Source organism: Flavobacterium psychrotrophum (assembly GCF_003403075.1).
Classification (GTDB): Bacteria; Bacteroidota; Bacteroidia; order Flavobacteriales; family Flavobacteriaceae; genus Flavobacterium; species Flavobacterium psychrotrophum.
The window spans coordinates 2423380-2449119 of the sequence record NZ_CP031557.1 but is presented as its reverse complement, the minus strand read 5'-3'; the positions used below and the strand labels follow the sequence as shown (position 1 = coordinate 2449119).

Below are 25740 nucleotides of genomic sequence, written 5' to 3'. Positions count from 1 at the left end.
ATGATAATTTTGAGAATATGCCGTATTTGTTATCTTTGCTTACAACCAGACATCTATCTACTTGAAAAACTTTTTATATACACTTATCGCTTTCTTAACCGGCCTGCACGGCTATTGTGGTGTTAGCGATTCGCTTTTAAATAAACTTGATGCAGCTATTAAAAATAAGCAGCAATATGTTAACCTTAAAGAAAGGCGTATTGCTGCTTACAAGCTGTCATTAACAGGCGATGTTTCACGGCAGGAAGAGTATATGCTTAACGAAAAGCTATATGGCGAGTACCGTAAATTCAGGATCGACTCGGCGCAATTTTATATCAACCGCAATTTAGAGATAGCCGAATTATTAAAAGACCCATACCGTAAACAAAAGACCCAAATACAACAGGCCAACTTATATTCTTCTGCCGGTAGTTTTCTGGAGGCACAGGCATTGCTGAAAGGTATTAAAAGTAAAACACTGCCTACAGATATTAAAGCCCTGTATTATGAGTTTTATAGCCAGTTCTATGAGCATTATACCACTAACAATACCGGCGAATATTACAAAAAGCAAATAGAAGTGTATCGCGATTCGTTAATTGCGGTGCTTGATAAAAGCTCGGCGAAGTACAGCATCAACCTCGCGCAACGCTACATCTACAAAAAAGACCTGGCTAAAGCCGAAAAACTACTTTACGGGCTGATGGCTAAATCTAAAAAGCAACAAGCTGATTATGCCATGTTTGTCTACCTTTTGGGAGATGTATATATGCTGCAAAAAAATGAAGACAAAGGGCTGGAGTATTATACACGCGCTGCCATAACTGATATAGAAAATGGTATTAAAGACCACGGTGCCATGCAAAACCTGGCCATATATTACTACTATTCAGGTAAAATTGACCTTTCTTACAAGTATGCCCGTTCTGCACTCGAAGATGCTGTGTTTTGTAACGTAAAGTTCCGTACGCTCATGATGTCTGAGTTTTATTCGATCATTAACGCTGCCTACCAGGAAAAAGAAGCAAATGGCAGGAGCAAGCTCGAAGGCTACCTTGTGCTTATTAGTGTGTTGACAGTATTTTTGGCAATAGCCATTGTGTATGTGTACCGCCAGATGAAAAGAGTCTCTAAGATAAAGGAAGAACTTTCACTTTCCGGTAAGCAGCTACAATTGCTTAACGCCGATATTTTATTGGCTAATGACAGTCTTAAAGATTTTAATGATCAGTTGCACGAAGCTAACCGTGTTAAGGAAGAATACATTGCGCAATTTTTTGACATATGTTCGTCTTACATAAACAAGCTCGAGGAGTATCGAAGAATGCTCAATAAAAAAGCCGTAAGCAAACAGTTTGACGAGCTGTCAAAAATTTTGAAGTCAACAGATTTTACCGACGATGAGTTGCAGGGACTGTACAAAAATTTCGATATGATCTTTGTAAATCTGTACCCCACATTTGTAGATGAATTTAATGCAATGCTCATTCCGCAGGAACAGATTGTACTTCGCGAAGGCGAAATTTTAAATACTGAACTCCGCATTTTTGCGTTGGAAAGATTAGGCATTACAGACAGCGTTAAGATTGCTTCTTTCCTCAGATACTCTATTAGTACCATATATAATTACCGTACAAAAGTGCGTAATAAGGCAGCCGTACCACGTGAAGAATTTGAATCGAAAATCGATAAGATAGGAGTTGGCAGTAGTATAGCGTAAAAAGCATCTAAAATGTGATAAGTATTTGTTTTTTAGTATTTTGTGTATTTTTTGTATAGCAAATGATGAAGTGTTTGTTGTTATAAAATACAGTTTAATCTTCTACATAAACGCCTGTATTTCCCTACTTTTTTATTGTCTTCTTTTTCTTTAAAATTAAGTAAATCAATAAGTTGTGTGACAAAATCATCTACATTTTACAATATAGGGTATTGTAATGCTACTATATCGTTTTAGTTTTACATTCAATTAAAGAGCCTTCATGGCAAGAGGGCTAACGACACAAAATAAATAAAATGAAAAAAATTGTAACATTATTATTGGTGGCTGCCTCGGCGATATCGCTAAAGGCACAGGCACCAAAAGACCCGAAAATGGATGCGTTCATCAACAACCTGATGAGCAAAATGACGGTAGAAGAAAAAATAGGGCAGCTTAACTTACCCAGCGAAGGCGACATTATTACAGGCCTTGGCAGCAATAGTGGCATTGCCGATAAAATACGCAAAGGCCAGGTAGGGGGTATGTTCAATATTAAAGGTGTTGCCAAGATAAAAGAGATACAACGAATAGCCGTAACTGAGAGCCGCATGAAAATTCCCATGCTGTTTGGTATGGATGTAATACACGGGTATGAGTCGGTTTTTCCTATCCCATTAGGCATCGCCTGTACCTGGGATATGAATGCCATAGAGCAATCTGCCCAGATTGCCGCTAAAGAGGCCAGCGCTGATGGTATTAACTGGACGTTTAGCCCTATGGTAGATATTGCCCGAGACCCGCGTTGGGGCCGTGTGTCTGAAGGTAGTGGTGAAGACCCGTTCCTTGGAGGCCAGATTGCCAAAGCTATGGTTAGGGGTTACCAGGGCAAAGACAATTCATTTTCTCAAAACTCAAATATACTTGCCTGTGTAAAGCACTTTGCGCTTTATGGTGCAGGAGAAGCGGGTCGTGATTATAATACTGCAGATATGAGCCATGTAAGGATGTACAACGAATATTTTTACCCGTATAAAGCTGCTGTAGAGCAGGGGGTAGCTAGTGTTATGGCATCTTTTAACGTGGTAGATGCAGTGCCAGCACACGCTAATAAGTGGCTGCTTACAGATGTGCTGCGTAAGCAATGGGATTTTCAGGGCTTTACAGTAGCCGATTATCAGGGTGTGGGCGAAATTACCAGCCATGGCCTGGGCGATTTGCAACAGGCATCGGTACTGGCGCTTAAGGCAGGCCTTGATATGGATATGGTAGCCGAAGGATTTGTGGGTACACTGCCTGCTTCCCTAAAAGAAGGCAAAGTAACGGAAGCACAAATAGACCAGGCGTGCCGCCGTATACTGGAGGCAAAATACAGGCTTGGGCTTTTTAAAGATCCGTATAAATTTTGCGATGATAAAAGAGCCAAAAAAGAAATTTATAATAAAGAACACAGGGCTGCAGCAAGAAAAACGGCTTCACAAAGTTTTGTACTGCTTAAAAACGAAGGTAATATACTGCCGATAGATCGTAAAAAAACCATTGCTGTTATAGGCCCATTGGCTAATTCAGGCTCAAACATGGTAGGTACCTGGAGTGTGGCTGCCAAACTTGAAAAACCACTAACACTTGTTGAGGGTTTAAAAGAAGTAGGAGGCAAAGAAGCTAAAATACTATATGCGGTAGGATCTAACCTTTTGGCAGATGCTAAAATGCAGCAGGATGCCACGATGTTTGGCAGGGATATTCCGCGTGATAACAGGACAGAGGAAGAACTGACTAAAGAAGCCCTTGACATTGCCTCTAAAGCCGATGTTATTGTTGCGGCTATGGGCGAAGCTTCTGAAATGAGTGGCGAATCAAGCAGCCGTACTGATATTGGCATACCGGAGGTACAAAAAAGGTTGCTGGCAAAACTGCTGCAAACCGGTAAGCCGGTGGTATTGGTTCTTTTTGCAGGCCGCCCCATGACGCTTGTTTGGGAGCAGGAAAATGTGCCGTCTATTCTTAATGTATGGTTTGGTGGTACAGAGGCTGCACAGGCTATTGCAGATGTGGTGTTTGGCGATGTAAACCCTAGTGGTAAACTGGTTTCAACTTTCCCAAGGAGTGTAGCGCAAATTCCGTTGTACTATAACCACCTTAATACAGGCAGGCCGGCATCTGATAAAGGCTTTGAAAAATTCAGGAGCAATTACATGGATGAGAAGAACGCACCGCTGTATCCGTTTGGTTACGGGTTAAGTTATACTACTTTTGAATATAGCGATATAACATTGAGCAGCAATAAAATGGCTAAAGGCAATGATATAACCGCAACAGTAACCGTTAAAAACACAGGTAAAAAAGACGGTGCCGAAGTAGTGCAGCTGTATATAAGAGATCTTGTTGCCAGCATATCAAGACCGGTAAAAGAGCTTAAGGGCTTTGAAAAGATAGTGCTTAAAGCAGGCGAATCTAAAACCGTTACCTTTAAAATAACTGAAGACCTGCTTAAATTTTATAACTCAAACCTGGAGTATGCAAGCGAGCCTGGTGAATTCCAGCTGATGATAGGTACAAGCAGCGACAGCGTAAAGAACATTAACTTTAACCTCAAATAAAACAATAGATACAAATGATAAAAAAACTTATTACCCTGGGCGTACTTTGTATAGTAGCCACGGTAAACGGGCAGCAAAAACTCCCGGTATACCTGGATAATTCTAAGCCTGTAGAGGAGCGCATAGAAGATGCAGTCTCTAAAATGACGGTTGAAGAAAAGATAGCCATGATACACGCACAGTCTAAATTCAGTTCGCCGGGCGTGCCAAGGCTTGGTATCCCTGAAAACTGGATGACCGATGGTCCTCACGGTATACGCTCTGAAGTGTTGTGGGATGAGTGGGACCAGGCCGGCTGGAATAACGACTCTTGTATCGCATTCCCGGCACTAACGGCTTTATCAGCTACATGGAACAGGGAAATGTCTGCACTATATGGTAAAAGCATTGGCGAAGAAGCCCGTTACCGTAATAAGAATGTACTATTAGGCCCCGGTGTAAATATTTACCGCAGCCCGTTAAACGGCCGTAACTTTGAGTACATGGGCGAAGATCCTTTCCTTGCCGGGCAAATGGTTGTACCGTATATCAAAGGTGTACAGGGTAGTGGTGTTGCCGCCTGTGTTAAACACTTTGCTCTTAATAACCAGGAAACAAACCGCCACACGGTAAACGTTAATGTAGACGACCGTGCTTTATACGAAATTTACCTGCCTGCCTTTAAAGCAGCTGTGCAGGAAGGTGATGCCTGGGCTATAATGGGTTCTTACAACAAATACCGTAACCAGTACAATTGCCATAACGAGTACCTGCTACAGGACATCCTGCGCAAGGAGTGGGGTTTTAACGGTGTTGTAGTGGCCGACTGGGGTGGGGCTAACGATACCAAGCAAGCAATATTTAATGGGCTTGACATGGAGTTTGGTACCTGGACAGATGGTCTTTCTAAAGGAGAAAAAAATGTATATGATCGTTACTACCTGGCAAATCCTTACCTGAGGATGATACAATCCGGAGAAGTGGGTACTAAAGAACTTGACGAGAAGGTGCGCAACATTATGCGCCTTGCCTACCGCACTACCATGAACCCAAACAGGCCGTATGGTTCTTTTGGTACACAGGAACACGCCCTTGCGGGAAGAAAGATTGCTGAAGAAGGTATTGTACTGCTTAAAAACACAGGCAATGTGCTACCGGTTGATGTAAACAAAAGCAAAAAGATCGTGGTTATTGGCGAAAATGCCATTAAGATGATGACTGTGGGTGGCGGTAGCTCTTCGCTTAAAGCAAAATATGAAGTTTCTCCGCTTGACGGAATAAAAAACAGGGTAGGTAAAGATGCTGAGGTAGTATACGTTCGTGGTTATGTGGGCGATGCCAGTGGCGACTATAACGGTGTGGTATCTGGGCAGAACCTGAAAGAAACCCGTTCTGCAGCAGAACTAAAGGCTGAAGCATTAAATGCGGCTAAAGGTGCCGATGTGGTAATTTTTGTAGGTGGTCTTAACAAGAGCGATTTTCAGGATAGCGAAGGCCGCGACCGTAAAGAGCTAGACCTGCCATATAACCAAAGCGACCTAATAAGCGCACTGGCTAAAGTTAATAAGAACCTTGTGTTTGTAAACATATCCGGTAATGCGGTGGCTATGCCATTTGTAACGCAGGTGCCATCAATAGTGCAGGGCTGGTATTTAGGTACAGAAGCAGGTAATGCGCTTGCAGCAGTGCTTTTTGGCGATGTTAACCCATCGGGCAAGCTTACATTTAGTTTCCCTGTAAAACTTAGTGATAATCCTGCACATTCGGTAGGAGAGTTTCCGGGTACTAAAGACGTAAACTATACCGAAGGCATTTTTGTAGGCTACCGTTGGCATGAGAACAAAAAGATAAAACCATTGTTTCCATTTGGACACGGACTTAGCTATACAACATTTAAGTACGGCGCTGTAACTCTGGATAAAAAGCAGGTTACTAAAGATGGTAAAGTAACGGTATCTGTTAAAGTAAAAAACACAGGCAAGCGCGAAGGTGCTGAGATTGTGCAATTATATATAGCCGACGTAAAATCATCATTACCAAGACCGGTAAAAGAACTTAAAGGATTTGAAAAAGTAAACCTTAAAGCAGGCGAAGAAAAAACGGTAACCTTTACCATTGATAAAACGGCACTTAGCTTTTTTGACGATAAAAAACATGAGTGGGTAGCAGAGCCGGGCGATTTCCAGGCTATTATAGGTGCTTCATCTCAGGATGTAAAAGGTACTGCAACATTTACCCTTAAGTAATAATGAACAGCGTAGCCTCAACAGAAGCGGTTTTTCCGGATTCTAAAAAGCATTTTGAAATACTGGATGGCCTTAGGGGTGTTGCCGCAGTTATTGTGGTGGCATTTCACATATTTGAATATTTTGCAGGTGGAGACCATACCAAACAAATCATTAACCATGGTTACCTGGCGGTAGACTTTTTCTTCCTGCTATCGGGGTTTGTAATTGTACATGCCTATGATGACCGTTGGGGTAAAATGACATTAAAAGGGTTTTTTAAACGCAGGATCATCAGGCTGCACCCCATGATTATTATGGGTATGCTTATAGGTGGTATCTGTTTTTATCCGAGCGCGGCAGCCATGTTTCCGGCTATAGAAAGCACCCCGGTGTGGAAGCTGTTATTGGTAACTGTTATAGGGTTTACGTTACTTCCTGTAACGGCTGCGCTTGATATAAGGGGCTGGGGAGAAATGTATCCTACTAACGGGCCTGCTTGGTCGCTCTTTTACGAATACGTAGCTAATATTTGTTATGCCCTGTTTTTAAGAAAGGCATCTAATACCGTGCTTACCATTCTTACAGTAATTGCAGGGGCTGCGCTGGTACACTTTGCCGTATTTGGCGGCCAGGGAGATGTTATAGGCGGCTGGTCTTTAGATATCGCTCAGATAAGGCTGGGCTTAACCAGGCTATCATTCCCGTTTTTAGCGGGTATGTTACTCAGGAGGCTTTATAAAGGCGGAAATGTTAAGAACGCCTTTTTGTGGAGCAGCCTGTTAATTGCCGCTGTGCTTGCCTTCCCTCGCGTGGGTGGCAGCGATAACCTTTGGATGAATGGTATTTATGATTCTTTGGCTATTATACTGATGTTCCCTGTAATTATATACATAGGGGCAAGTGGCAGGATAGAAAATACTGCAATGCAAAAGGTTTGCAGGTTTTTGGGAGATATTTCATATCCTATATACATTACGCACTATGCCTGGATTTATTTGTATTATGCCTGGATACAGAATAATAATGTAGCAACCGAAGATGCCTGGCCCATGGGGATACTGGTATTCATAGTATCAATAGTAGCAGCTTATGCGGCACTTAAACTTTATGATGCCCCGGTACGAAAATGGCTTACTACACGTTTACTAAAGCGATAAAAATAAGTTCTCAGTTTTTATTTAATACCCTGCCCACTTTTGTGGTGCAGGGTATTTTTATGTTTAAAGCGTTTATTTATTCCAATGGTTTAAATGTCATACAGAAAAGCCGAGCTACTAAATTTGCGACTTAATGCTCCCTTAGCGAGAGAAAAATAGTTGAACTCTCTTATGCCATTTATGAATATAGATTAGCCTTAATTTCGAAGCTATTATAGCTATCATAAACAGAAAGCAAAGTGCCGCTGGGTAGATATGTTTATAAGTTAAAAGATTGACAGGATATTAGAGCTTGTCAGTACAAACTAAAAAGAGGATTCTGTATTATACAGAATCCTCTTTTTTATATTTGGTAACCGGATTTTTGAAAAATCTGATTATTCAAAAAATCTAATTTGCGGGTAGCATTCTTAGTTCAAACACCAGGTTAGCATTGCCCGGAATTTTGCCCCTTGGTGCGCCACGTTCTCCGTAGCCAAGGTGCGATGGGATGTAAATTATAGCTTCATCACCAGGAGCCATTTGCTCAAGACCTTCTAAAAAGCCCGGGATCATTCCGCTTTTTGTACCAATGCTAAAAGGAATTGGCTTATAAGCGCCGGCAGCATCTTTTTGTGCAATGTAGTTGCCCATATCTTTAGCCGTTTGCGCCACACTTGAGTCAAAAAGGTAACCATCTTCCAGGTAGCCAGAATAATCTATAAGTACCTGTGTACCATCTGCAGGTTTTGCAGCAGCACCTTTTTTAGTAATCTTATAAATAAGGCCTGATTGTGTTTTAGTACCATTTGTTTTAAGGTCGGCAAATTCAGCAAGCTTGTCAGCTTTATGTTTTGCAAGTGCAGCTTCTTTAGCTTTCAGTTCGGCAGCAGCTTTCTCATAGTATTCTTTAAATACTTTTTCGGCATTAAATTTCTTAGCCTCTTTACCCACACGGATAATTTTTACGCTTTCAATTTTATCACCCTGCTCTATGGCGTTTACAACCTCAATACCCTGAACCACATGTCCAAAAACAGTGTGTATACCATCCAGGTGCGGTGTAGCTTTATGGGTAATAAAAAACTGGCTTCCGTTAGTTGCAGGGCCTGCATTAGCCATACTTAATATGCCGGGGCCGGTGTGCTTAAGGTCGGCATTTATTTCATCGGCAAATTTATAGCCCGGCCCGCCAGAGCCATCGCCTTTAGGGTCGCCGCCCTGTATCATAAAATCTTTAATAACACGGTGCCATGTAAGGCCGTTATAAAATTTCTTTCCTTTATATTCTGCACTTACCATTTCGTTCTTGCCTTCAGCAAGGGTAACAAAGTTAGCTACAGTAAGTGGCGTTTTTTGGTATTCCAGTTGTAAAAGTATGGTTCCTTTATTGGTAACCATTTCAGCATACAGGCCATCATTTAATTTGTCGGCATCTATCTTAGCCGGAGGCGTGCTAACGCATGATGTAAACAGGGCTATTAAACCTAAAAAAAGACTTGTCATTGGTTTCATTTATATTATATTAATTCTCTTGTGCTTCACTTTCCGGCTTAATGTCATTAAGCGTTACGGTGCATATTAACGGCACATTTGTGCCTATTCGGTCGTTATCGCCATGATAACCAAAGCCCATGTGCGACGGAAACATGAAAGTAACCGTTTCTCCCTTATTCATTAGCTTAATGCCATCTCTAAGGCCCATCATTATGTTTTGCTTATCTACATGGTACACCTGCGGGCGCAGTTCTGTCTGGCTATAAATAACGTTACCCTTTACATCTTTTATATCATACTCAAAATAAGCAATATCGCCGCGTTTTGGTGTTATGGTATCTGTAGTATTTTCTTTTTGGTAATAGTACCAGTAGCCCTTTGTCGAAGCTGTATATTTTACAGAAGGATTACTTTTCATTACCGAATCTATTTGCTGTTCCTCATTAGCGATCAGCTTTTTATTGCGCTCAATGCTCTCTTTCATAAAAGTACCAGAGCTTTGTGATACCGGCCTGCGTGCCTGCTGCTGAGAACAGCCTGCAAGGCTAAGCGCTGCAAGTATCATAGCGGTGCTTAAAATCTTTTTCATTATCCTTCAATTTTTATGTGCGCTAATGTAGCAATAAATTTTTGTATGGTAGCATCAAGAGATTCAGTGCTTTTACCTCCCGCTGCATTGATGTGGCCTCCGCCGCTAAAATGTTCGCGGGCATATTTATTTACATCAAAACCATCTTTAGAACGGAATGATATCTTAATGATGCCTTCATCTTTATTTTCGGTAAAAAAGGCAGTAAAACAAATGCCTTTCATGCTAAGTCCGTAATTAACAATGCCCTCTGTATCGCCCTTGTTGTGCCCAAAGCTATTAAGATCTTCCTGCGTAAGAAACATATACGAAGTATGAAATTGTGGCAGTACCTGCATATTTTGAAGCGATTTTGCCAGAATTTTTATGCGGCTTTGCGAATGGTTGTCATACAGCAGGCTGTGTATGGCGCTGTTATCTACCCCAAGGTCAATAAACTCAGCAACTATGCGGTGCGTAGTGCCGGTAGTAGTGTGAAAACGGAAAGAACCGGAATCTGTAACAATACCGGTATACAGGCAGGTGCCTACGGTTTTGTTTATATATTGGCTTTCGCCCAGCTGCTGTATAAAATGGTACACCATTTCGCAGGTAGAGCCAAAGCTTGTATCGCTAAATGTTACTACGGCATAGGTATCTGGCGCCTGGTGGTGGTCTATCATTACAAACGGCACGGTAAGATTTTTAAGTGCCGCGGCCATACAATCTCCTGTACGGCTAAGGGTATTAAAATCTAGTGTAAAAACAAGCTCAGCTTCCTGTAATAATTTGGTACAACCATCTATATCGCGTTCAAAAACCTTTACGGTTTCGCTAGACGGAAGAAATGCAAGAAAATCAGGAAACTCATTTGGTGTAATAACCACGGGCGTATGGCCCATTTGCTGTAAAAAGTGGTATAGCCCAAGGGTAGAACCCATAGCATCGCCATCGGGGTTGCGGTGCGGAATTATGGCTATTTTTTTAGGCGCGGTAAGCAGCTGCTTTACCGTATCGATATCTTCGCGTGTCATCATGGGTGCGAATTTACGTTTTTTTCCTTCTATAGCCAATTTTGTGCCAGTTTACCACCTATAATAAAAGAAGCCCGCTGTGAGCAGGCGGGCTTCGGGCAAAAATATCCGGCTTAGAGGCCGGTAAGCTGTTTAGACTGCTGGGGAACTTCAAAATAAAGCCCGGGCTTGCCGTAAGCGTTTTTTCCTAAAGTTATATAATCTACCTGTCCATTCGTGGCATATTCGTCACCTTCGGGTTCAAAGCCTAAGAGGTGTACTATTTCAAACTCGGTTTCCTGGCTTACAACGTGTATTGTATTATCTACAGTGCTGCCGTCGCCGCTGCTAAGTATGGCATCTACAATAATTTCTGTTTGTGCCCTTTCGGCTATTGCCTGCTTGTAATACCCCAGTTCTCTAAGGCAGTACTGGCGGTATTGTTTTATGGTAATGCTATAAGGATCATAGGCCAGTATCGTGGTGGTATAATCAAGTACCGCCTCAAGGTCATCGCGGCTTGGTTCCGGTTTCATAAGTAACTCGCTCATTTTTCTTAATGCCTCAGTACTGGCATTGCGGTCTGTTTTGGCATTTATAGTTGCAGTACCATAATACAGGTGCCTGCGCTGTTCCAGCGTCATGCTGGTATCGGCGGCTGTATAGCGTGCTACAAGGTTAGGGTAGTAGTAGTCTGAAGTTTTATCAGTAATATTTTTTTTGATAAGCGCATAATCAGGAGCAGTGGTTTGTTGCGCAAAAGTGGTTCCTGATACCATCAGGAAAGCCAGTAAGGTAAGTATCTTTCTCATAAGTCCTGCATTTTTTATACTTATAAAGTTACAGTTACTTATCCTTAAGTTTTACTTAATTGGCTTAGCGTTAGTACAACTATAGCATTAGTTTAACACCATTAATGCCGCATGCTTTGCAGGCTGCGGCTCACATCAAAATAAAATCCCTCTACATTATATGCATTTTTTTGGAGTGTAAGGTAGTCATAACGCCCCTCTACAAGGCTTTGCTCGCCACCGTATTCAAAACCCAGTATATCCAGCAATTGGTATTCATTGCCTACTTCTATTACATAAAAAGCATTGTCTTTACTGGTGCCGTCTCCGGTGCTGAGTATGGCATCAAGTATTATTTCGATACGGGAATTTTCTAAGGCAGCATCAGCATTTTTGCCCAGTTTTTTGAGGAAGTACTGGCGATACTCACGCATCCTGATGTTAAACGGATAAAGGTCGAGTTCCCTACCGGCCAGCAAGACCACCTTTTGCATTTCTTTATTAGTAAGATTCTCTTTCTCTAACAGTTTTTTTAATTCATCTCCACTCGGGCTACTGCTGTAAGGACTGTATTTTTCGGTAAACGAAAAGCCATAATACAGGTGTCGACGCTCTTCCAGCGTTAGTGTACTATCGGCAGTAGTAAAGCGGGCAAACAGCTTTTTATAAAAATACTGAGAGGTTTTATCCTTAATGTTTTTTTCGATTCCGGTATAATCAGGCTTTGATAGTTCTTGTGTTTGTGCGGCAGCGCTTACCGTTATTGTAAGCAGTGCCATGAAAAGCAGCTTTTTCATAAAGAATAGGTTATACCATAAATTTACATAAAATTTTGATAACCTGATTATTGTCTGTAAAGATGTGCGCTTTTTTAAATATCCTGTGCTTAGATAAAAACAGCATCGGCATCAGGAAATGCAAAACTATTTTCAGAAAAATCGAGTGTCTCTGCAAGTGGCGCCTGTTTGTGTATTTCGGTAATGCCTTTTTGCAAACTAAATTCTGTAGAATACCTGCGGCTGGTAGCCAGTACAAGCCCGCCACGCGATATCCTGAAAAAGAACTTGCGGCCTACAGTGGTGTTTTTTGTAAATTTAAATAAGGTAAGGTCTTCGCGTACAGCATCTATAATACGTTCGCAGTCGTACTTGTTTTTACAGCTTATGCTGGTAAAAATAATGGTTCCCTTACGGGATGTAAATTCAAACTTGTAGTCGCCGTTTTCGCGTTTGCTAATTACAAACATCCCCATATATCGCTATGTTTTAAACCTTAAAAATTACTCCGGAAATGTAATTCCCCCGGCTCTTCACATTCGTTTCAGTGGGCAAAACTACTAAAATTTGAGACTTGTAAAAAGGCTTTAACTAACGTTTAAGATGCTTATTTATTAACAATACGGGCTTGGTAAATGTAATGCTACAGCAACGGTTTATTACTCAGTAAGCAACAAAAGGCTTAGGTTTTACTTAGCACAGAAAATAAATGGTAAATGTTTTATTTGTATTTTCGGGACAGAAACTAACCCCGCACTTATGCAGTTCAAATCAAAACTACCCTACATACATTCGCACATCTTTTCTTATATGTCCGGGCTCGCAAACCAGTATAATGCCATTAACCTGTCTCAGGGTTTCCCTAATTTTGAGCCTGATGCAGTGCTTAAAAACCTGGTAGCGAAATGCCTCTCTGAAAATACAAGCCAGTATGCACCCATGCCCGGGCTGCCACTGCTACGCGAAGAAATAGCAAGAAAAATACAATGCTGCTTTAACGTAGCCGTTGACCCTGACACCGAGGTGACCATAGGCTGTGGTGCTACCGAAATGATATTTGATACCATTACTGCCTTTATATGGCCGGGAGATGAAGTTATTATAATAGAGCCCGGTTACGATTGTTACCGTCCTGCCATAGATGTAGTAGGGGGTGTGCCTGTAGTGTATAAAATGAAAGCACCCGATTTTAGTATCGACTGGCAAGAACTGGCGGCGTGCATTACCCCAAAAACACGCATGATTTGCATTAGCACACCTAACAACCCCACCGGTGCGCTGATGAGCAGGGAAGATATGCAGGAACTCGCACGCCTTACCGCAGGTACCAATATTATTATATTAAGTGATGAAGTGTATGAACACATGGTTTTTGATGGTGCCGTACACGAAAGCCCGCTCAAATATCCTGAACTCAGGGAGCGTACCGTTGCGGTATACTCCTTTGGTAAAACGCTACACATAACAGGATGGAGGATAGGCTATGCCGTTGCTCCGCCACTGCTTACTGCAGAACTGAGAAAAGTGCACCAAAATTCGGTTTTTAGTACACCACACCCATTGCAAAAAGCCATTGCACTGTACCTGTCAGAAAGTGATGAGTATCTTAACCTTAATACACTCTACCAGCAAAAACGCGATTTGTTCAGGCAGGCTATGGCTACTACTAAGTTTAAACCGCTTAGCTGCCCGGGGTCGTATTTTCAGTTATATGATTATTCGGCAATATCTGACGAGGGCGACCTTGCGTTTTGTGAAAGGCTGGTTAAAGAATATGGCGTGGCAGCAATACCTGTTTCCCGTCTGTATACAGATCATCAGGATGACAGGCTGATACGTTTTTGCTTTGCCAAGACAGATGATGTGTTACTGGCTGCTGCAAAAAGGCTGGAGCTACTTTAAAAAATTTAAGAATACCATTTGTATATATTAGCAAATACCCTAAACCCTGCTGTTGGCACGGTTTAGGGTATTTGGTAATTTAATTATTCAACATCGTCTACAAAAACATACAGCTTTTGTACTTTGCCATTTTCAATGACAAAGAGGTCCATTCCTGTTACGGCAGCAGGGTTTGCTTTTGGGCCATTCTCCCAGTATAGCCGTACTATATTATGGTGTGCCGTTACTGATTTAACTGCAAACCCGGCATCGGGATTTTTTTGTTGCAGGCCAACAATAAATGTGTTGATCTCATTGTTTCCATTGGCAACAAAATTTCGGTCAGTCATCTCAATATCAGGAGCATAAATTTCCTGCATTAAGGCAAGACGCTTTACAGCATTTTTTTCATTCCATAGTGCAAAGTGTTTTTCAACCAGTGCTTTATTTTTTTCGATATCCATGCTGGCAGCATCAGGCACTTTTTCTATTGTACTATTTTTAGGTGACCAAAGCACGGTTTTAGGACTTGTTTTTTCATAGCCTTTGCCGTCAGGATACGAAACAAGTTCCATTTTAGAGCCCCACGGGGTTTCAAAATATACCCATGTTTCTCCTGCCGTATCGCCAGAAGGGGTAAGGAAAGGTTCGCCCAGTATTTTTACACCTTTGCTTTTAAGATGGCTTACTGTAGCCTTAATGTCCGATGTGTAGAATGCTATGTGCGATGCTCCAATATCATCGGCATTAGGTTGTATGCGGCTGCCCTTATTATCAGCATACTGAAAAACTTCAATGCTGGCGCCTGTTCCCGCATTTATCATTTTTATAGTTACTGCCCCGGTATTGGGATTAATATGGTTAAGATTTTTCCAGGCTGCATCCAGCGGAATAGGGCCAAGTTGAGTTACGGGTGTAAAACCAAGCACGTTACTAAAAAAAGGTATGGCTGTGGCAAGGTCGGGCACATTTATACCCACATGGTCAATGCCAATAATTCCGGCACCGTTTTGCGCGGTTGCCTTTTCTGAGGATGAGAAAAACATTACTAAGTTAAGCAGGGCAATGGCAGAAGCCTGTACTTTTTGATTTGAAGTATTACGATTTGTTATCATGACTTTTATTTTATTGTTGTTGAATGAAATATTTTAAGAAGGTTGATAATTAATTACTATAAGCGGCAAGCCATTTAGCTTTAATATCTGCGCGTGCCTGTATAAATTCTTTATCGGTGCCCTGGGCAATGGCATCAAGCGGGAAACGAAGCGGGCGTTCTCCCTTTTTCATGGCAACAAGTTCCAGTATGCCATCAGCTATAGTTTGTGGATTCATATCAAACTCTGCCATTTTACCAAACAGTGCTGCTCCTAAGGCATTGAACTTGTTTGCAGCGTCAGTGCCATAATCAGTAATAATATCCTCCTTATCAGCGTTAATGCCCGATTTAGAGCCGTTGTTCATTTCTGTAGGATATACGCCCGGCTGTATGCTTACGTTTTCGATACCGTAATCAGAAAGTTCATCCTGTAAGCCTTCAGTAATACTTTCTACTACAAGTTTTGACGAGATATATGGCACCATAAAAGGAAGCGTATGGCCGCTGGCACCGGTAGTAATGTTGATAATAAGGCCGCTTTTCTCCCGGCGCATTGAGGGTAGTACTGCCTGATAAGTGCGCAGTACGCCATATACATTTACCTCAAACATTTTGCGCACCTGTTCTATTGAGTAGCCTTCAAGTAATCCGAAGCCACTAACAGCGGCATTGTTTACCAGTACATCAATTTTGCCATATTTAGCAAGTGTTTTTTCAAAAGCTGTAGTTACTGATACATCGTCTGTAATATCAATATCTACTACTTCAATATTTGCAATTGAAGATAACTCCTGCGCCGCCGCCGCATTTTTAGTTGCTGTATTTCGCATTCCTGCAATAACCGAATGCCCTGCATTAGCTAATGTTATTGCTGTAAGTTTTCCAAAGCCCGAACTTGTACCTGTAATGAAAATTGTTTTTGACATGATTTCTAAATTTTAAATGTTTATAATGTTTCTTTTGAACATTACAAAGGTGCGGCAGATACCAAACCTGTACATTGATTAGAAATAAGTAAAAACTTGATATAGATCAAGAGTTCAGAAATGGGAGGAAAGGATATAAAAAAAGGCCTTTTAAAGCCTTGTTTTTATATTGTTATTTTTTTGCTGTTAGTTTCCTTATGCGGCTTAAGGTCTCCGGTGTCATACCCAGATACGAAGCTATCATGGTTTGTGGTATGCGTATGGCAAAGCCCGGGTATTTATTTATAAAATTAAGGTATTTTTCTTCAGCGGTAAAACTCAGCGCTGCCTGTATACGGTTTTGTGCCGCTATAAAACTGCGCTGTAATATGGTATTGATCATAGTATTGAATGCAGGTATCTCATTACACAGCAGCTCAAAATTATCATGGGTAAACAGTATCAGTTCACTGTCTTCTATCGCATCAATATTATAGCGTGACGGCTGTTGGGATAAGAGGCTTTCGCGATCGCCCGTCCACCAGTTCTCAATACTGAAACTGTTTACATGTTCACTACCCTTTTCATCTACAGTGTAGGTGCGTAAACAGCCCTTAGTTATAAAGGCATCATATTTCCAGATATCACCTTCCTGAAGCAGGTATTGCTTTTTACGTAGTTTTTTGATGATGGCAAACGAACAGATACGCGCTGACTCTGTCTCTGTAAGAGTTGTTTTATCGTCGAGGTATTTTTGAAAAAGTTCATACATAACCGGGCTAATATACTCAAATTTTCCTACAGTAAATAGTCCTGAAGGGTAGCTTTCAGGTTTTGGTAATTATCAGTTAAAAGACTGTCTGAACTCAAGAGGCGACAGGCTGGTCTTTGTTTTGAACAGGCGACTGAACGATTGTGAGTGCTCAAAACCCAGCTGGTAGGCTATTTGCGACATAGAAAGGGTAGTAGAAGACAGTAGCTCTTTTGCCTTATCTATAAGTTTTGCATGAATGTATTGCTGTGCATTTTGCCCAATGAGTGACCTTAACATATCACTTAAATAACTAGGGGTAAGGTTAAGTTTTTCAGCCAGATAATGTACGGTAGGAAGCCCCTGGTTTACTGTTGCTTCGTTACTTAAATAATTTTCTAACAGGTCATCAAGCTTTTGTAATACTTCATGGTTGACCGCTTTACGGGTTATAAACTGGCGTTTATAAAAACGATTGGCGTAACTTAGTAAGAGCTCAATGTGTGCTATCATTACGTCCTGGCTAAAATCGTCAATACGGCTGTTAAGCTCTGCTTCGATCATTTTAAAAATAGACATGATCGTATCTTTTTCCGTTTCAGAAAGATGTAGTGTTTCATCTGTAGCATAAGAGAAGAAACCATACTGTTTTATCTTTTTTGCTAATGGGTAATTCCATAAAAAATCAGGATGTATCAGCAGCGTATATTGAGAGCAATCGGCTACACTTTCGTTTTCATTCTGGCCAATAACCTGGTTGGGCGATGCAAACAGCAACCCGCCTTCATCAAAATCATAATAGCCCTGGCCATACTTTAATTTGCCACCCAGCTTTGGCTTGTACGACATCTTATAAAACTGTAGTATGTGCGTACCCGTGGGCATCCTTACTTCGCCCTCAATGTCAGATCCGTTAATAAGGCTTATCAGCGGATGTTTAGGCTTGGGCAGGCCCATAATTTCATGTGCTTCTGATATGGATCCAAATTTATGGACGTCAATTTCTTCTTTTTTCATAGCCTAAAAAATTAAAACGATAACCGGTAGTGTAAATATCGGTTATCGTTTGTTGTAAATCAATATCGTGGGGTATTATTTTGTCTCACCCTGTGCTGCATTAGCTACTTCTTCCCATGCTTCCCATGTAGCCATACGTTCTGCATAAGCTCCGCGTGTCCAGGGCAGGTTGTGGCTACCTAAAAATAAGCGTAATGGTGGGGTATCTGTATCTACTACCGCAAATATAGCATCAGGGGTTGCCTCGGGGTTGCCACGTTCCATGTTTTGCAAAGAACCAAAAAACTCCTGCTTAAAGTCGTTATAAATATCAAGCTCCGGTGCAAACTTAAGCGATTCCTGGCTTCCAAACTCAGTGGCAAAAGCTCCCGGTTCTATAATGGTAACTTTTATATTAAAAGCAGCCACCTCTTTAGCAAGGCTTTCGTGTATGGCTTCAAATGCCCATTTAGATGAGCAGTAATAGCCAACAACCGGTAATGTTACATGCCCCAGATTACTTGATGTGCCTAGTATGTGCCCATACCCTTGTTTTCTTAAAATAGGTAGTGCCGCCTGTATAACTGCGACAGGTCCTAAAACATTTGTTTCATATAACGCTCTAATGTCATTGGCACCGGCCTCTTCTATAGTACCTACAAGCGAGTATCCTGCATTGTTAAACACAATATCCAGCCTGCCAAAGTATGCGTGAGCCTGTTCTATGGTACTTTTTACCTGCTCAGCATTTGTTACATCAAGTTCCAGCGTCAGCACATTGTCGCCATACTTTTCCTTAAAATCGGCAATGCTTTCCAGCTTGCGGGCTGTAGCTGCTACTTTGTCGCCCCTTTTTAATGCAGCTTCTGTCCACACACGGCCAAATCCCCTTGAGGTTCCGGTAATGAACCATACTTTATTGTTTCCTGAAGTTTCCTGCTTATCAGCCATAATTTTATATTTAAATTTTGATAAAGCAAAGTTCGACAGATAGCCCTGTGGACTTGTAACTTAATTGAGGGACTTTGTAACCAAAAAATTAAATGTTATTCTTTTATAAAGCGGGTATTCATGGTTTTGTTTCCATCTTTTACACTTAGTAAATATATCCCTGCATTAAGTTGCGATACATTGATAGCCGAAGCATTAGTGCTTATTACCTGCCTGCCACTCATGTCAAATATGTTAGCTTGTATGACTGAGGAGGCAGCAGATATATTCAAAGTATTATTGACAGGATTAGGATACACTGACAGGACCTTATTTTCAAAATCCGAAGTTAGTAAAGGGTTATCCAGTGCTATGCGACGCAACCTGCCAAGGGCGTTTTCTAAACCCGGCATTACGGTAAATTTTAACGCTGCGTAATGATGCGTTTCCGGGGCCGATATAGGTATATTAAAATTTTGTAGTTCCGATGTAATCACAACGGGGCTCCCGGCGGGTGTAAAGGTGCTAAAATCATAAGGAGACGATAGGGTGCCTGCCTGGTACTGCCCATCTGCCCCCGATGCCCTAAACGATAAGATATGGTTTCCGGCAAGGCTTGTAATGCGCGGGCTTACAAGATAAATTTCGTTTACATTTTCGGTAGTTTCGCATACCATTAAAATAGACTTGCTGGTTGTACCTGTTACGGTCATATAGCTTTCTTCGATACTGCCCACCCAGCAGTGCTGCGATGCGCTTCCGGTTTCAAAAGATGAAAAATCTTCATCAAACGAAGCTATTTCTACTTCGCAACCGGGCGTTGAGGGTAAAACAACATTGTCTATTAAGATATGTGATGTTGTGGGTGCCGGTAGTACTTTAAATGCTATATATTGCGCTGTTTGTGCCGCGGGTACTATAGCATGGTACTGCATAGTATTTGCATAAACATTAGAGGTTACTAATGGTACGAAAGTAGAAAAATCTGTGGCAGATGTTAGTGTGCCTACCTGTAGCGTACCTGTTCCTGTAGCTTGAAACGTAAGTGTGCGTGCTGCGCTTAGTGTTATTAGTGGCGATACAAGATATGAGGCGTTTTGTGCACCGGGTCCTGTAAGCATAAAGACAGACAGATTGCCGTCGCTATGCCAGTCTATTACATTAGTTTGAAGGCTGGAGCTTGTCCAGCAATTTTGTGGAAAAGAATCTTCCTGAAATGCCTGAAAGTTTTCGTTGATTGATGTTAACGGCGTGTCGCACTGCGCACTGGCATTGTAGCAGGTGCTTAAAATAAGCAGACCTGCAAAGAGCATTTTTTTTAGCATGGTTTTTATTTAATTGGTTTTTAGCAAAAACAAAGTATGCGAATAAGTTATTTGTTGCTGTTTTCCTATTAAGCATTTATATGCTTATTTACCCTATTGCCAGTGGCATTATCAAATGGTCATTTTTAGCTTCTTTGGTTTTCTTCCCTTTTAAGGTCGGCACTTTCCCATCCATGATCCTGTGCTCTCAGGGCGCTGTATATGTCTTCTTTTAAAAGTTGTTCCTGTATCTCTATTTCACGTAGTGTACCGGCAATGAGTGCTTTCCTGTCGCCTTTTTTCTGTGCCAGCCTAAGGGTTGCTTCTTCATCATAGCGTATAAACCGTTGTCCCTGGCGTGTAGCTGTGTAGCGTCGGTGTCCCATTTCTGTAAGGGCATCTATACCCAGGTTTACCGCACTATAAAGATTTTCGCGATAAAAATCGTTGACTCCCATGTTTACAAGGTCAAAAGCATCATTGCGGTTTCGTGCACGGGCTAATATCTTAAGGTGCGGAAAATGTTTTTTTACCATTTCTACCACCTGTAGGTTAACCTGTGGGTTATCTATGGCAGCTATAAACAGCTTTGCATTTTCGCTCCCGGCAGCCTTAAGCAGTTCAAGTCTCGAAGCATCCCCGTAATACACCTTAAAGCCCATTTTCCGGAGGGAATCTACACGGTCAGAGTCCATGTCTAATACGGTTGTAGGAATACCATTAGCCTTAAGCAGGCGTCCTATGGTACTGCCAAAATTACCAAAGCCGGCAATGATAACATCATTTTGCTCTTCTATATTGTCGTACTTATTTTTAGGATTTTCTTTTACGCCAAAATAAGGGTCTATCCATTTTTCATTTATCAGCAATAAAAAAGGTGTACCCACCATGCTCAGTGCAATAACAGCCATCATTTGGTTAGAAAGCTCTGTAGCGATGAGATTTAATTGCAGGGCAAAGCCAAAAATTACAAACCCAAATTCTCCTGCCTGGCTCAGTGCAAAGGCAAACAGCAGGTTTTGGTCAGAACTCTTTTTATATATTTTTCCTACACCCAGCAGTACCAGGAATTTTATAGCATTAAATAGTGTTGTAAACACAATGATGAATACAGGGTCTGCCATCATGATGTTAAAGTTTATAGAAGCGCCTACACCTATAAAGAACAAGCCTAACAACAACCCTTTAAAAGGCGCAATATCGCCTTCCAGTTCATGGCGAAACTCGCTGTTTGCAAGTACCATACCTGCTATAAATGCGCCCAATGCCGGGCTAAGGCCTACAAGCTGCATCATAAACGATACGCCCATAACCAATAGTAATGCAGACGCGGTAAACAATTCCTGAAGCCGTGTTTTAGCTACAACGTGCAGCAACGGTATGATAATGTACCTGCCGCCTACATAAACTAACCCAATGGTGCCAAACACAATAAGGGTTTGCAGCCAGTTGTCGAATTCGCCAATAAGGGAATGGTTTGTGGTTTGGTGCTCAACGTGTCCGTCTGCCAGTAATGGTAGTATGGCAAGTATAGGGATTACAGCAATATCCTGAAACAGCAACACTGCAAAAGATGAACGCCCCATAGAGGTTTTAGAAAGCCCTTTTTCTTTAAGCGTCTGCATTACAATTGCGGTAGACGAGAGTGCGAGTGCCAGCGATATGATAAGTGTGGTTTGCCATTCCCAGCGCATTACAATAGAGCAGGCTATAAAAATTATTGCCGTGGTACCCACTAACTGTAGCGCACCCATGCCAACAATAAATTGCCGCATGCGCCAAAATTTATACGGCTCAAGTTCTAACCCGATCAAGAACAGCATCATGGTAACGCCAAACTCTGCAAAGTGCATAATATCCTGTCCTTCCTGTCCTATTAACCCTAATACATAAGGCCCTATGATGATACCGGCAAAGAGATACCCAATGATAGAACTAAGCCCCAGCTTTTTTGCTATAGGAACACATATTACGGCGGCCAGCAGGTAAATAATTGCCTGAAAAAAGAATCCGTCTGCCATGATTATGAGATTTTAGTTGCTATCCAGTCGTTTATGTAATAGTGGCCTGCCATATCTTTAATGTCAAACGTTTTGTTTTCTATGTATTGAAGCAGTTGCCCGTATAGTTTGCCATATTGTTCAAAATCATCTTCTTTAATAAAATGTGCGCCATGTACCACAAAAGGGGGCAGGTAGTGCATATTGCAAACTTTTGCCGTTTGGCAAAATGGCTCTAATAATTGTAATATGGTAAAATGGTCGCGCCCCTGTGGGGTATAATTTTCATGCTGGCCACCGGTAGTTATGGCCTGAAAAATGAGTTTGTTTTTAAGCGCAACACCTTCACGCCCGTAAGCCCAGCCGTGTTCAAGAACCAGGTCTATCCACTGCTTAAGCAGCGGAGGGCAACTGTACCAGTACATGGGGTGGTGCCATATTATAATGTCGTGCATGAGCAGTAGTTCCTGCTCCCGCTTTACATCAATATCAAAATCAGGGTAATGTTCGTATAAATCGTGAAATGTTATATTGTCTGATTGGGGAATGTTTTTTACCAGCGCACCGTTAGCGTTCGACTTTTCGAACAACGGATGGGCAAAAAGAATCAGTATCTTATTGGGCATAAAAAGGCCTGTTTAAATTTAGTTGGACACAAGCAATATACGGATTTATCTCCTTAAAATTGCAGTGCTTTTTCCAAAAATAGGCTTTACACCGTCCTTTTGGCTAAATTTAAACAGGCTTTAACATTTATGGCTGTATGCCTAAATAATTTGCAGGTGTTATATTTAATAACTCTGCTTTTACAGCATCGCTTACATTAAGTGTGCCTATAAAGGCGTGCATAGATTCTTTATTGATAACGGTATTGGTACGTGTAAGTTCCTTAAGTGCCTCATAAGGGTTAGGGTAGGCCTCACGGCGCAATATGGTTTGTATGGCCTCAGCAACTACTGCCCAGTTTTTTTCAAGGTCTTCGGCAAATTTATCTGCGTTAAGCAGTAGTTTGTTAAGCCCTTTAAGGGTAGCCTCAAAAGCAATTATGGTATGGCCTATCGGCACGCCCACGTTGCGCAGCACAGTACTATCGGTAAGGTCGCGTTGCAGCCTTGAGATAGGAAGTTTTGCCGAAAGGTGCTCAAACAGCGCATTGGCAATACCCAGGTTACCTTCTGAGTTTTCGAAGTCGATAGGGTTTACTTTGTGTGGCATGGCCGATGATCCTACTTCGCCTGCTTTTATCCTTTGTTTAAAATAGTCCATAGATACATACGTCCAGATGTCGCGATCCAGGTCGATAAGGATGTTGTTGATGCGTTTAAGGGCATCAAAAAATGCAGCAAAATGGTCGTAATGCTCTATTTGTGTAGTAGGAAAAGAGTGTTTAAGCCCCAGTGTACCTTCAACAAAATCCTGGCCGAATTTTCTCCAGTCGTTTTTAGGGTAAGCTACAAAGTGTGCATTAAAGTTACCTGTAGCACCACCAAATTTTGCGGCAAACGGCACGTTAAACAACAAACGCAGCTGCTCTTCAAGGCGTTCTACAAATACATGTATTTCTTTGCCCAGGCGGGTAGGCGATGCCGGCTGTCCGTGGGTACGGGCAAGCATAGGGATATCTGCCCACTCTGTGCTCAGTTCTTTTAATTTAGATATAAGGCCAATTAACGATGGCAGGTATACGTTTTCAAACGCTTCTTTGGTTGAAAGCGGAATAGCCGTATTGTTAATGTCCTGGCTGGTAAGGCCAAAGTGGATAAACTCTTTATAAGCATCAAGGCCCAGTTTATCAAAAGCGCTTTTTATAAAGTACTCCACGGCTTTTACGTCGTGGTTAGTCGTTTTTTCTATTTCTTTGATGGAAAGTGCATCATCTGCCGAAAAATTCCTGTAGATATCGCGCAGGGCTTCAAACAGGTTTTTGTCTACGCCGGAAAGTTGAGGAAGCGGCAGTTCGCAAAGTGCAATAAAGTATTCTACTTCTACCAGTACGCGATATTTAATAAGCGCCTGTTCAGAAAAATAAGGGGAAAGCGACTGTGTTTTGCTCCTGTACCTGCCGTCTATAGGCGATATGGCATTCAGCTCAGATAATTGATGCATAAATATTTGTGTTGTATTATTTATGCGCGCAAATATAAGGTTTTTAAGGGGAATAGGAAAACGGGATTCGCCTTATTTTTTGCCATGAACTATAAATTGATACCTATTTGCTTAAGCATTTGGTATGCAACCGGGTTAGAGCATTACACCATTTTTACAAGTTTTCTGGCGCACGTTTGCACGGGATCCCAAACGGGAGAGAATGGCGGGGCGTAAGATAAATCGAGATCAATGATGTTTTGTAATGTCAGGTTGTGTGTAACGGCTGTAGCCAATACATCAATGCGTTTTGCTGCACCTTCTTCGCCTATTATCTGTCCGCCTAAAAGTCTTCCGCTGTTTTTTTCGGCGAGTAGCTTAACCACTATTTTTTTACTGCCGGGATAGTAGTTGGCACGGGTGCGGCTATCGGTAGTGGTAGCTACATATTCAATACCCAGTTTTTCAAGCTCTTTTTCCTGAAGCCCGGTGCGTGCCACCTCATAGCTGCATACTTTGCATACTGCTGTGCCCACCGCCCCCGGAAATACAGCGGCTTCGCCGGCAATGCTACTGCCTGCCACAAGTCCTGTCTTATTAGCTACCGTGCCCAGTGCTATATGTACATGTTGCTTGCTTACAAGATGCAGGGTTTCGGTACAGTCGCCGGCTGCCCATACATCGGGTATGTTGGTTTGCATCTGGGCATTAACCTTTATTGCATTTTTGACTCCCAGTTTTATTCCTGAACCCTCTAAAAATGCCGTGTTAGGAGATGAACCCATTCCAAAAACAACAATATCAGCTGTGATTTCCTGCTTATCGGTTATAATCTTTGTAACCTTATTATCTTTAACTTCAAAGGCTTTTAGAGCCTCGCCTAAATATACTTTGGCGCCCAGGTTGTGTACCGCCTGGCTTATCAAAATACCCATATCCGGGTCTAGGGTATTCATGAGTTGCTCCCCACGGTTAATGATCTTTACCTCAATATTGCGTATCAGCAAAGCTTCAGCCATTTCAAGGCCTATATAGCCGCCGCCAATAATAACGGCAGTCTTCGGCTTTTTATCTTTAATGTAATTTTCAATATTAATGCCACTTTTTAGTGTAGTTACGCCAAAAACATTTTCGGCATCATGCCCTTTTATATCGGTAGGGCAATAGGCTTTTCCGCCAGTAGCAATAAGCAATTGGGCGTAAGACTGCCAAAATTCGGTATTCTTCTCTTTATCCAGTACGCGTATGCGTTTGTTATTAGTATCTACTTCCTGTACCAAGTGTTGCGTGCGTACATCGATATTAAATTTTTCGCGGAATTCCTCAGGACTGCGGCGCACCAGTTTCTCAGCAGATGCTATCAGCCCTGATATAAAGTAAGGAATACCACAGGCAGAGTAGGAAGTATAGGATGATTTTTCAAAAACCAGTATCTTTTTATCAGGATGTACACGACGCACTTTTGAGGCTGCCGACATACCGGCTGCATCGCCACCTATAATAACCAGGGTATCTTGATCCAT

The 25740-nt window shown here is 41.8% G+C and carries 21 protein-coding genes; 5 read left to right on the top strand and 16 right to left on the bottom strand.

Annotated features, from left to right (window positions below):
• Positions 1–61 precede the first annotated feature (61 nt).
• The 4 genes from susR (at position 62) to DYH63_RS10560 (ending at position 7645) form a co-directional block, all read left to right on the top strand.
• A complete protein-coding gene (gene susR / locus DYH63_RS10575; protein WP_116788774.1) occupies positions 62–1702 on the top strand; it encodes a SusR family glycan utilization regulator in 1641 nt (546 codons plus the stop codon).
• Positions 1703–1998: 296 nt separating this feature from the next.
• Positions 1999–4281, top strand: coding sequence for a beta-glucosidase BglX (bglX, locus tag DYH63_RS10570; RefSeq protein ID WP_116788773.1), 2283 nt, complete (start codon positions 1999–2001; stop codon positions 4279–4281).
• A gap of 14 nt (positions 4282–4295) precedes the next feature.
• The gene (locus DYH63_RS10565) at positions 4296–6506 is read left to right on the top strand and encodes a glycoside hydrolase family 3 C-terminal domain-containing protein (RefSeq protein WP_116788772.1); all 2211 of its coding nucleotides are present in this window, start codon (positions 4296–4298) and stop codon (positions 6504–6506) included.
• Between the two features lie 2 nt (positions 6507–6508).
• Positions 6509–7645: an acyltransferase family protein gene (locus DYH63_RS10560; protein WP_116788771.1), complete on the top strand. Its 1137-nt coding sequence runs from the start codon at positions 6509–6511 to the stop codon at positions 7643–7645.
• 390 nt (positions 7646–8035) lie between these two features.
• On the opposite strand, the gene DYH63_RS10555 is transcribed toward DYH63_RS10560, so the two are convergent.
• The 6 genes from DYH63_RS10555 to DYH63_RS10530 form a co-directional block, all read right to left on the bottom strand.
• On the bottom strand, positions 8036–9130 hold the full coding sequence (locus tag DYH63_RS10555; protein WP_116788770.1) for a peptidylprolyl isomerase: 1095 nt from the start codon (positions 9128–9130) through the stop codon (positions 8036–8038).
• A gap of 19 nt (positions 9131–9149) precedes the next feature.
• On the bottom strand, positions 9150–9710 hold the full coding sequence (gene gldI / locus DYH63_RS10550) for a gliding motility-associated peptidyl-prolyl isomerase GldI (protein WP_116788769.1): 561 nt from the start codon (positions 9708–9710) through the stop codon (positions 9150–9152).
• Positions 9710–10726, bottom strand: coding sequence for a DHH family phosphoesterase (locus tag DYH63_RS10545; protein ID WP_116790804.1), 1017 nt, complete (start codon positions 10724–10726; stop codon positions 9710–9712). The genes gldI and DYH63_RS10545 overlap by 1 nt, the downstream gene beginning before the upstream one ends.
• A gap of 110 nt (positions 10727–10836) precedes the next feature.
• Entirely contained in the window at positions 10837–11514 is a 678-nt protein-coding gene (locus tag DYH63_RS10540) for a DUF4919 domain-containing protein (protein WP_116788768.1), read from the bottom strand.
• A gap of 101 nt (positions 11515–11615) precedes the next feature.
• On the bottom strand, positions 11616–12290 hold the full coding sequence (locus DYH63_RS10535; protein WP_116788767.1) for a DUF4919 domain-containing protein: 675 nt from the start codon (positions 12288–12290) through the stop codon (positions 11616–11618).
• 89 nt (positions 12291–12379) lie between these two features.
• Complete coding sequence (locus DYH63_RS10530) at positions 12380–12745, bottom strand: YegP family protein (RefSeq protein WP_116788766.1); 366 nt, start codon at positions 12743–12745, stop codon at positions 12380–12382.
• 283 nt (positions 12746–13028) lie between these two features.
• Between DYH63_RS10530 and DYH63_RS10525 the strand changes: the two genes are divergently transcribed.
• Entirely contained in the window at positions 13029–14171 is a 1143-nt protein-coding gene (locus tag DYH63_RS10525; RefSeq protein ID WP_116788765.1) for a methionine aminotransferase, read from the top strand.
• Between the two features lie 83 nt (positions 14172–14254).
• Here DYH63_RS10525 and DYH63_RS10520 read toward each other — a convergent pair whose 3' ends face one another.
• The 10 genes from DYH63_RS10520 to DYH63_RS10475 form a co-directional block, all read right to left on the bottom strand.
• Entirely contained in the window at positions 14255–15265 is a 1011-nt protein-coding gene (locus tag DYH63_RS10520; protein WP_116788764.1) for a VOC family protein, read from the bottom strand.
• 49 nt (positions 15266–15314) lie between these two features.
• Positions 15315–16172: an SDR family oxidoreductase gene (locus tag DYH63_RS10515; protein WP_116788763.1), complete on the bottom strand. Its 858-nt coding sequence runs from the start codon at positions 16170–16172 to the stop codon at positions 15315–15317.
• 172 nt (positions 16173–16344) lie between these two features.
• The gene (locus tag DYH63_RS10510; RefSeq protein WP_116788762.1) at positions 16345–16923 is read right to left on the bottom strand and encodes a Crp/Fnr family transcriptional regulator; all 579 of its coding nucleotides are present in this window, start codon (positions 16921–16923) and stop codon (positions 16345–16347) included.
• A 72-nt stretch (positions 16924–16995) separates the two neighbouring features.
• Positions 16996–17919 carry a helix-turn-helix domain-containing protein gene (locus DYH63_RS10505; RefSeq protein WP_116788761.1) on the bottom strand — a complete coding sequence of 308 codons (924 nt, stop codon included), beginning with the start codon at positions 17917–17919 and terminating at the stop codon, positions 16996–16998.
• A 75-nt stretch (positions 17920–17994) separates the two neighbouring features.
• Entirely contained in the window at positions 17995–18849 is an 855-nt protein-coding gene (locus DYH63_RS10500) for an SDR family NAD(P)-dependent oxidoreductase (RefSeq protein WP_116788760.1), read from the bottom strand.
• 95 nt (positions 18850–18944) lie between these two features.
• On the bottom strand, positions 18945–20153 hold the full coding sequence (locus DYH63_RS10495; protein WP_116788759.1) for a T9SS-dependent choice-of-anchor J family protein: 1209 nt from the start codon (positions 20151–20153) through the stop codon (positions 18945–18947).
• A 125-nt stretch (positions 20154–20278) separates the two neighbouring features.
• Positions 20279–22153, bottom strand: coding sequence for a monovalent cation:proton antiporter-2 (CPA2) family protein (locus DYH63_RS10490; protein WP_116788758.1), 1875 nt, complete (start codon positions 22151–22153; stop codon positions 20279–20281).
• A 2-nt stretch (positions 22154–22155) separates the two neighbouring features.
• The gene (locus tag DYH63_RS10485; protein ID WP_116788757.1) at positions 22156–22758 is read right to left on the bottom strand and encodes an NAD(P)H-dependent oxidoreductase; all 603 of its coding nucleotides are present in this window, start codon (positions 22756–22758) and stop codon (positions 22156–22158) included.
• 127 nt (positions 22759–22885) lie between these two features.
• Entirely contained in the window at positions 22886–24238 is a 1353-nt protein-coding gene (gene purB, locus DYH63_RS10480) for an adenylosuccinate lyase (RefSeq protein WP_116788756.1), read from the bottom strand.
• 143 nt (positions 24239–24381) lie between these two features.
• Positions 24382–25740, bottom strand: a complete 1359-nt coding sequence (locus DYH63_RS10475) for an FAD-dependent oxidoreductase (protein WP_116788755.1) — start codon at positions 25738–25740, stop codon at positions 24382–24384.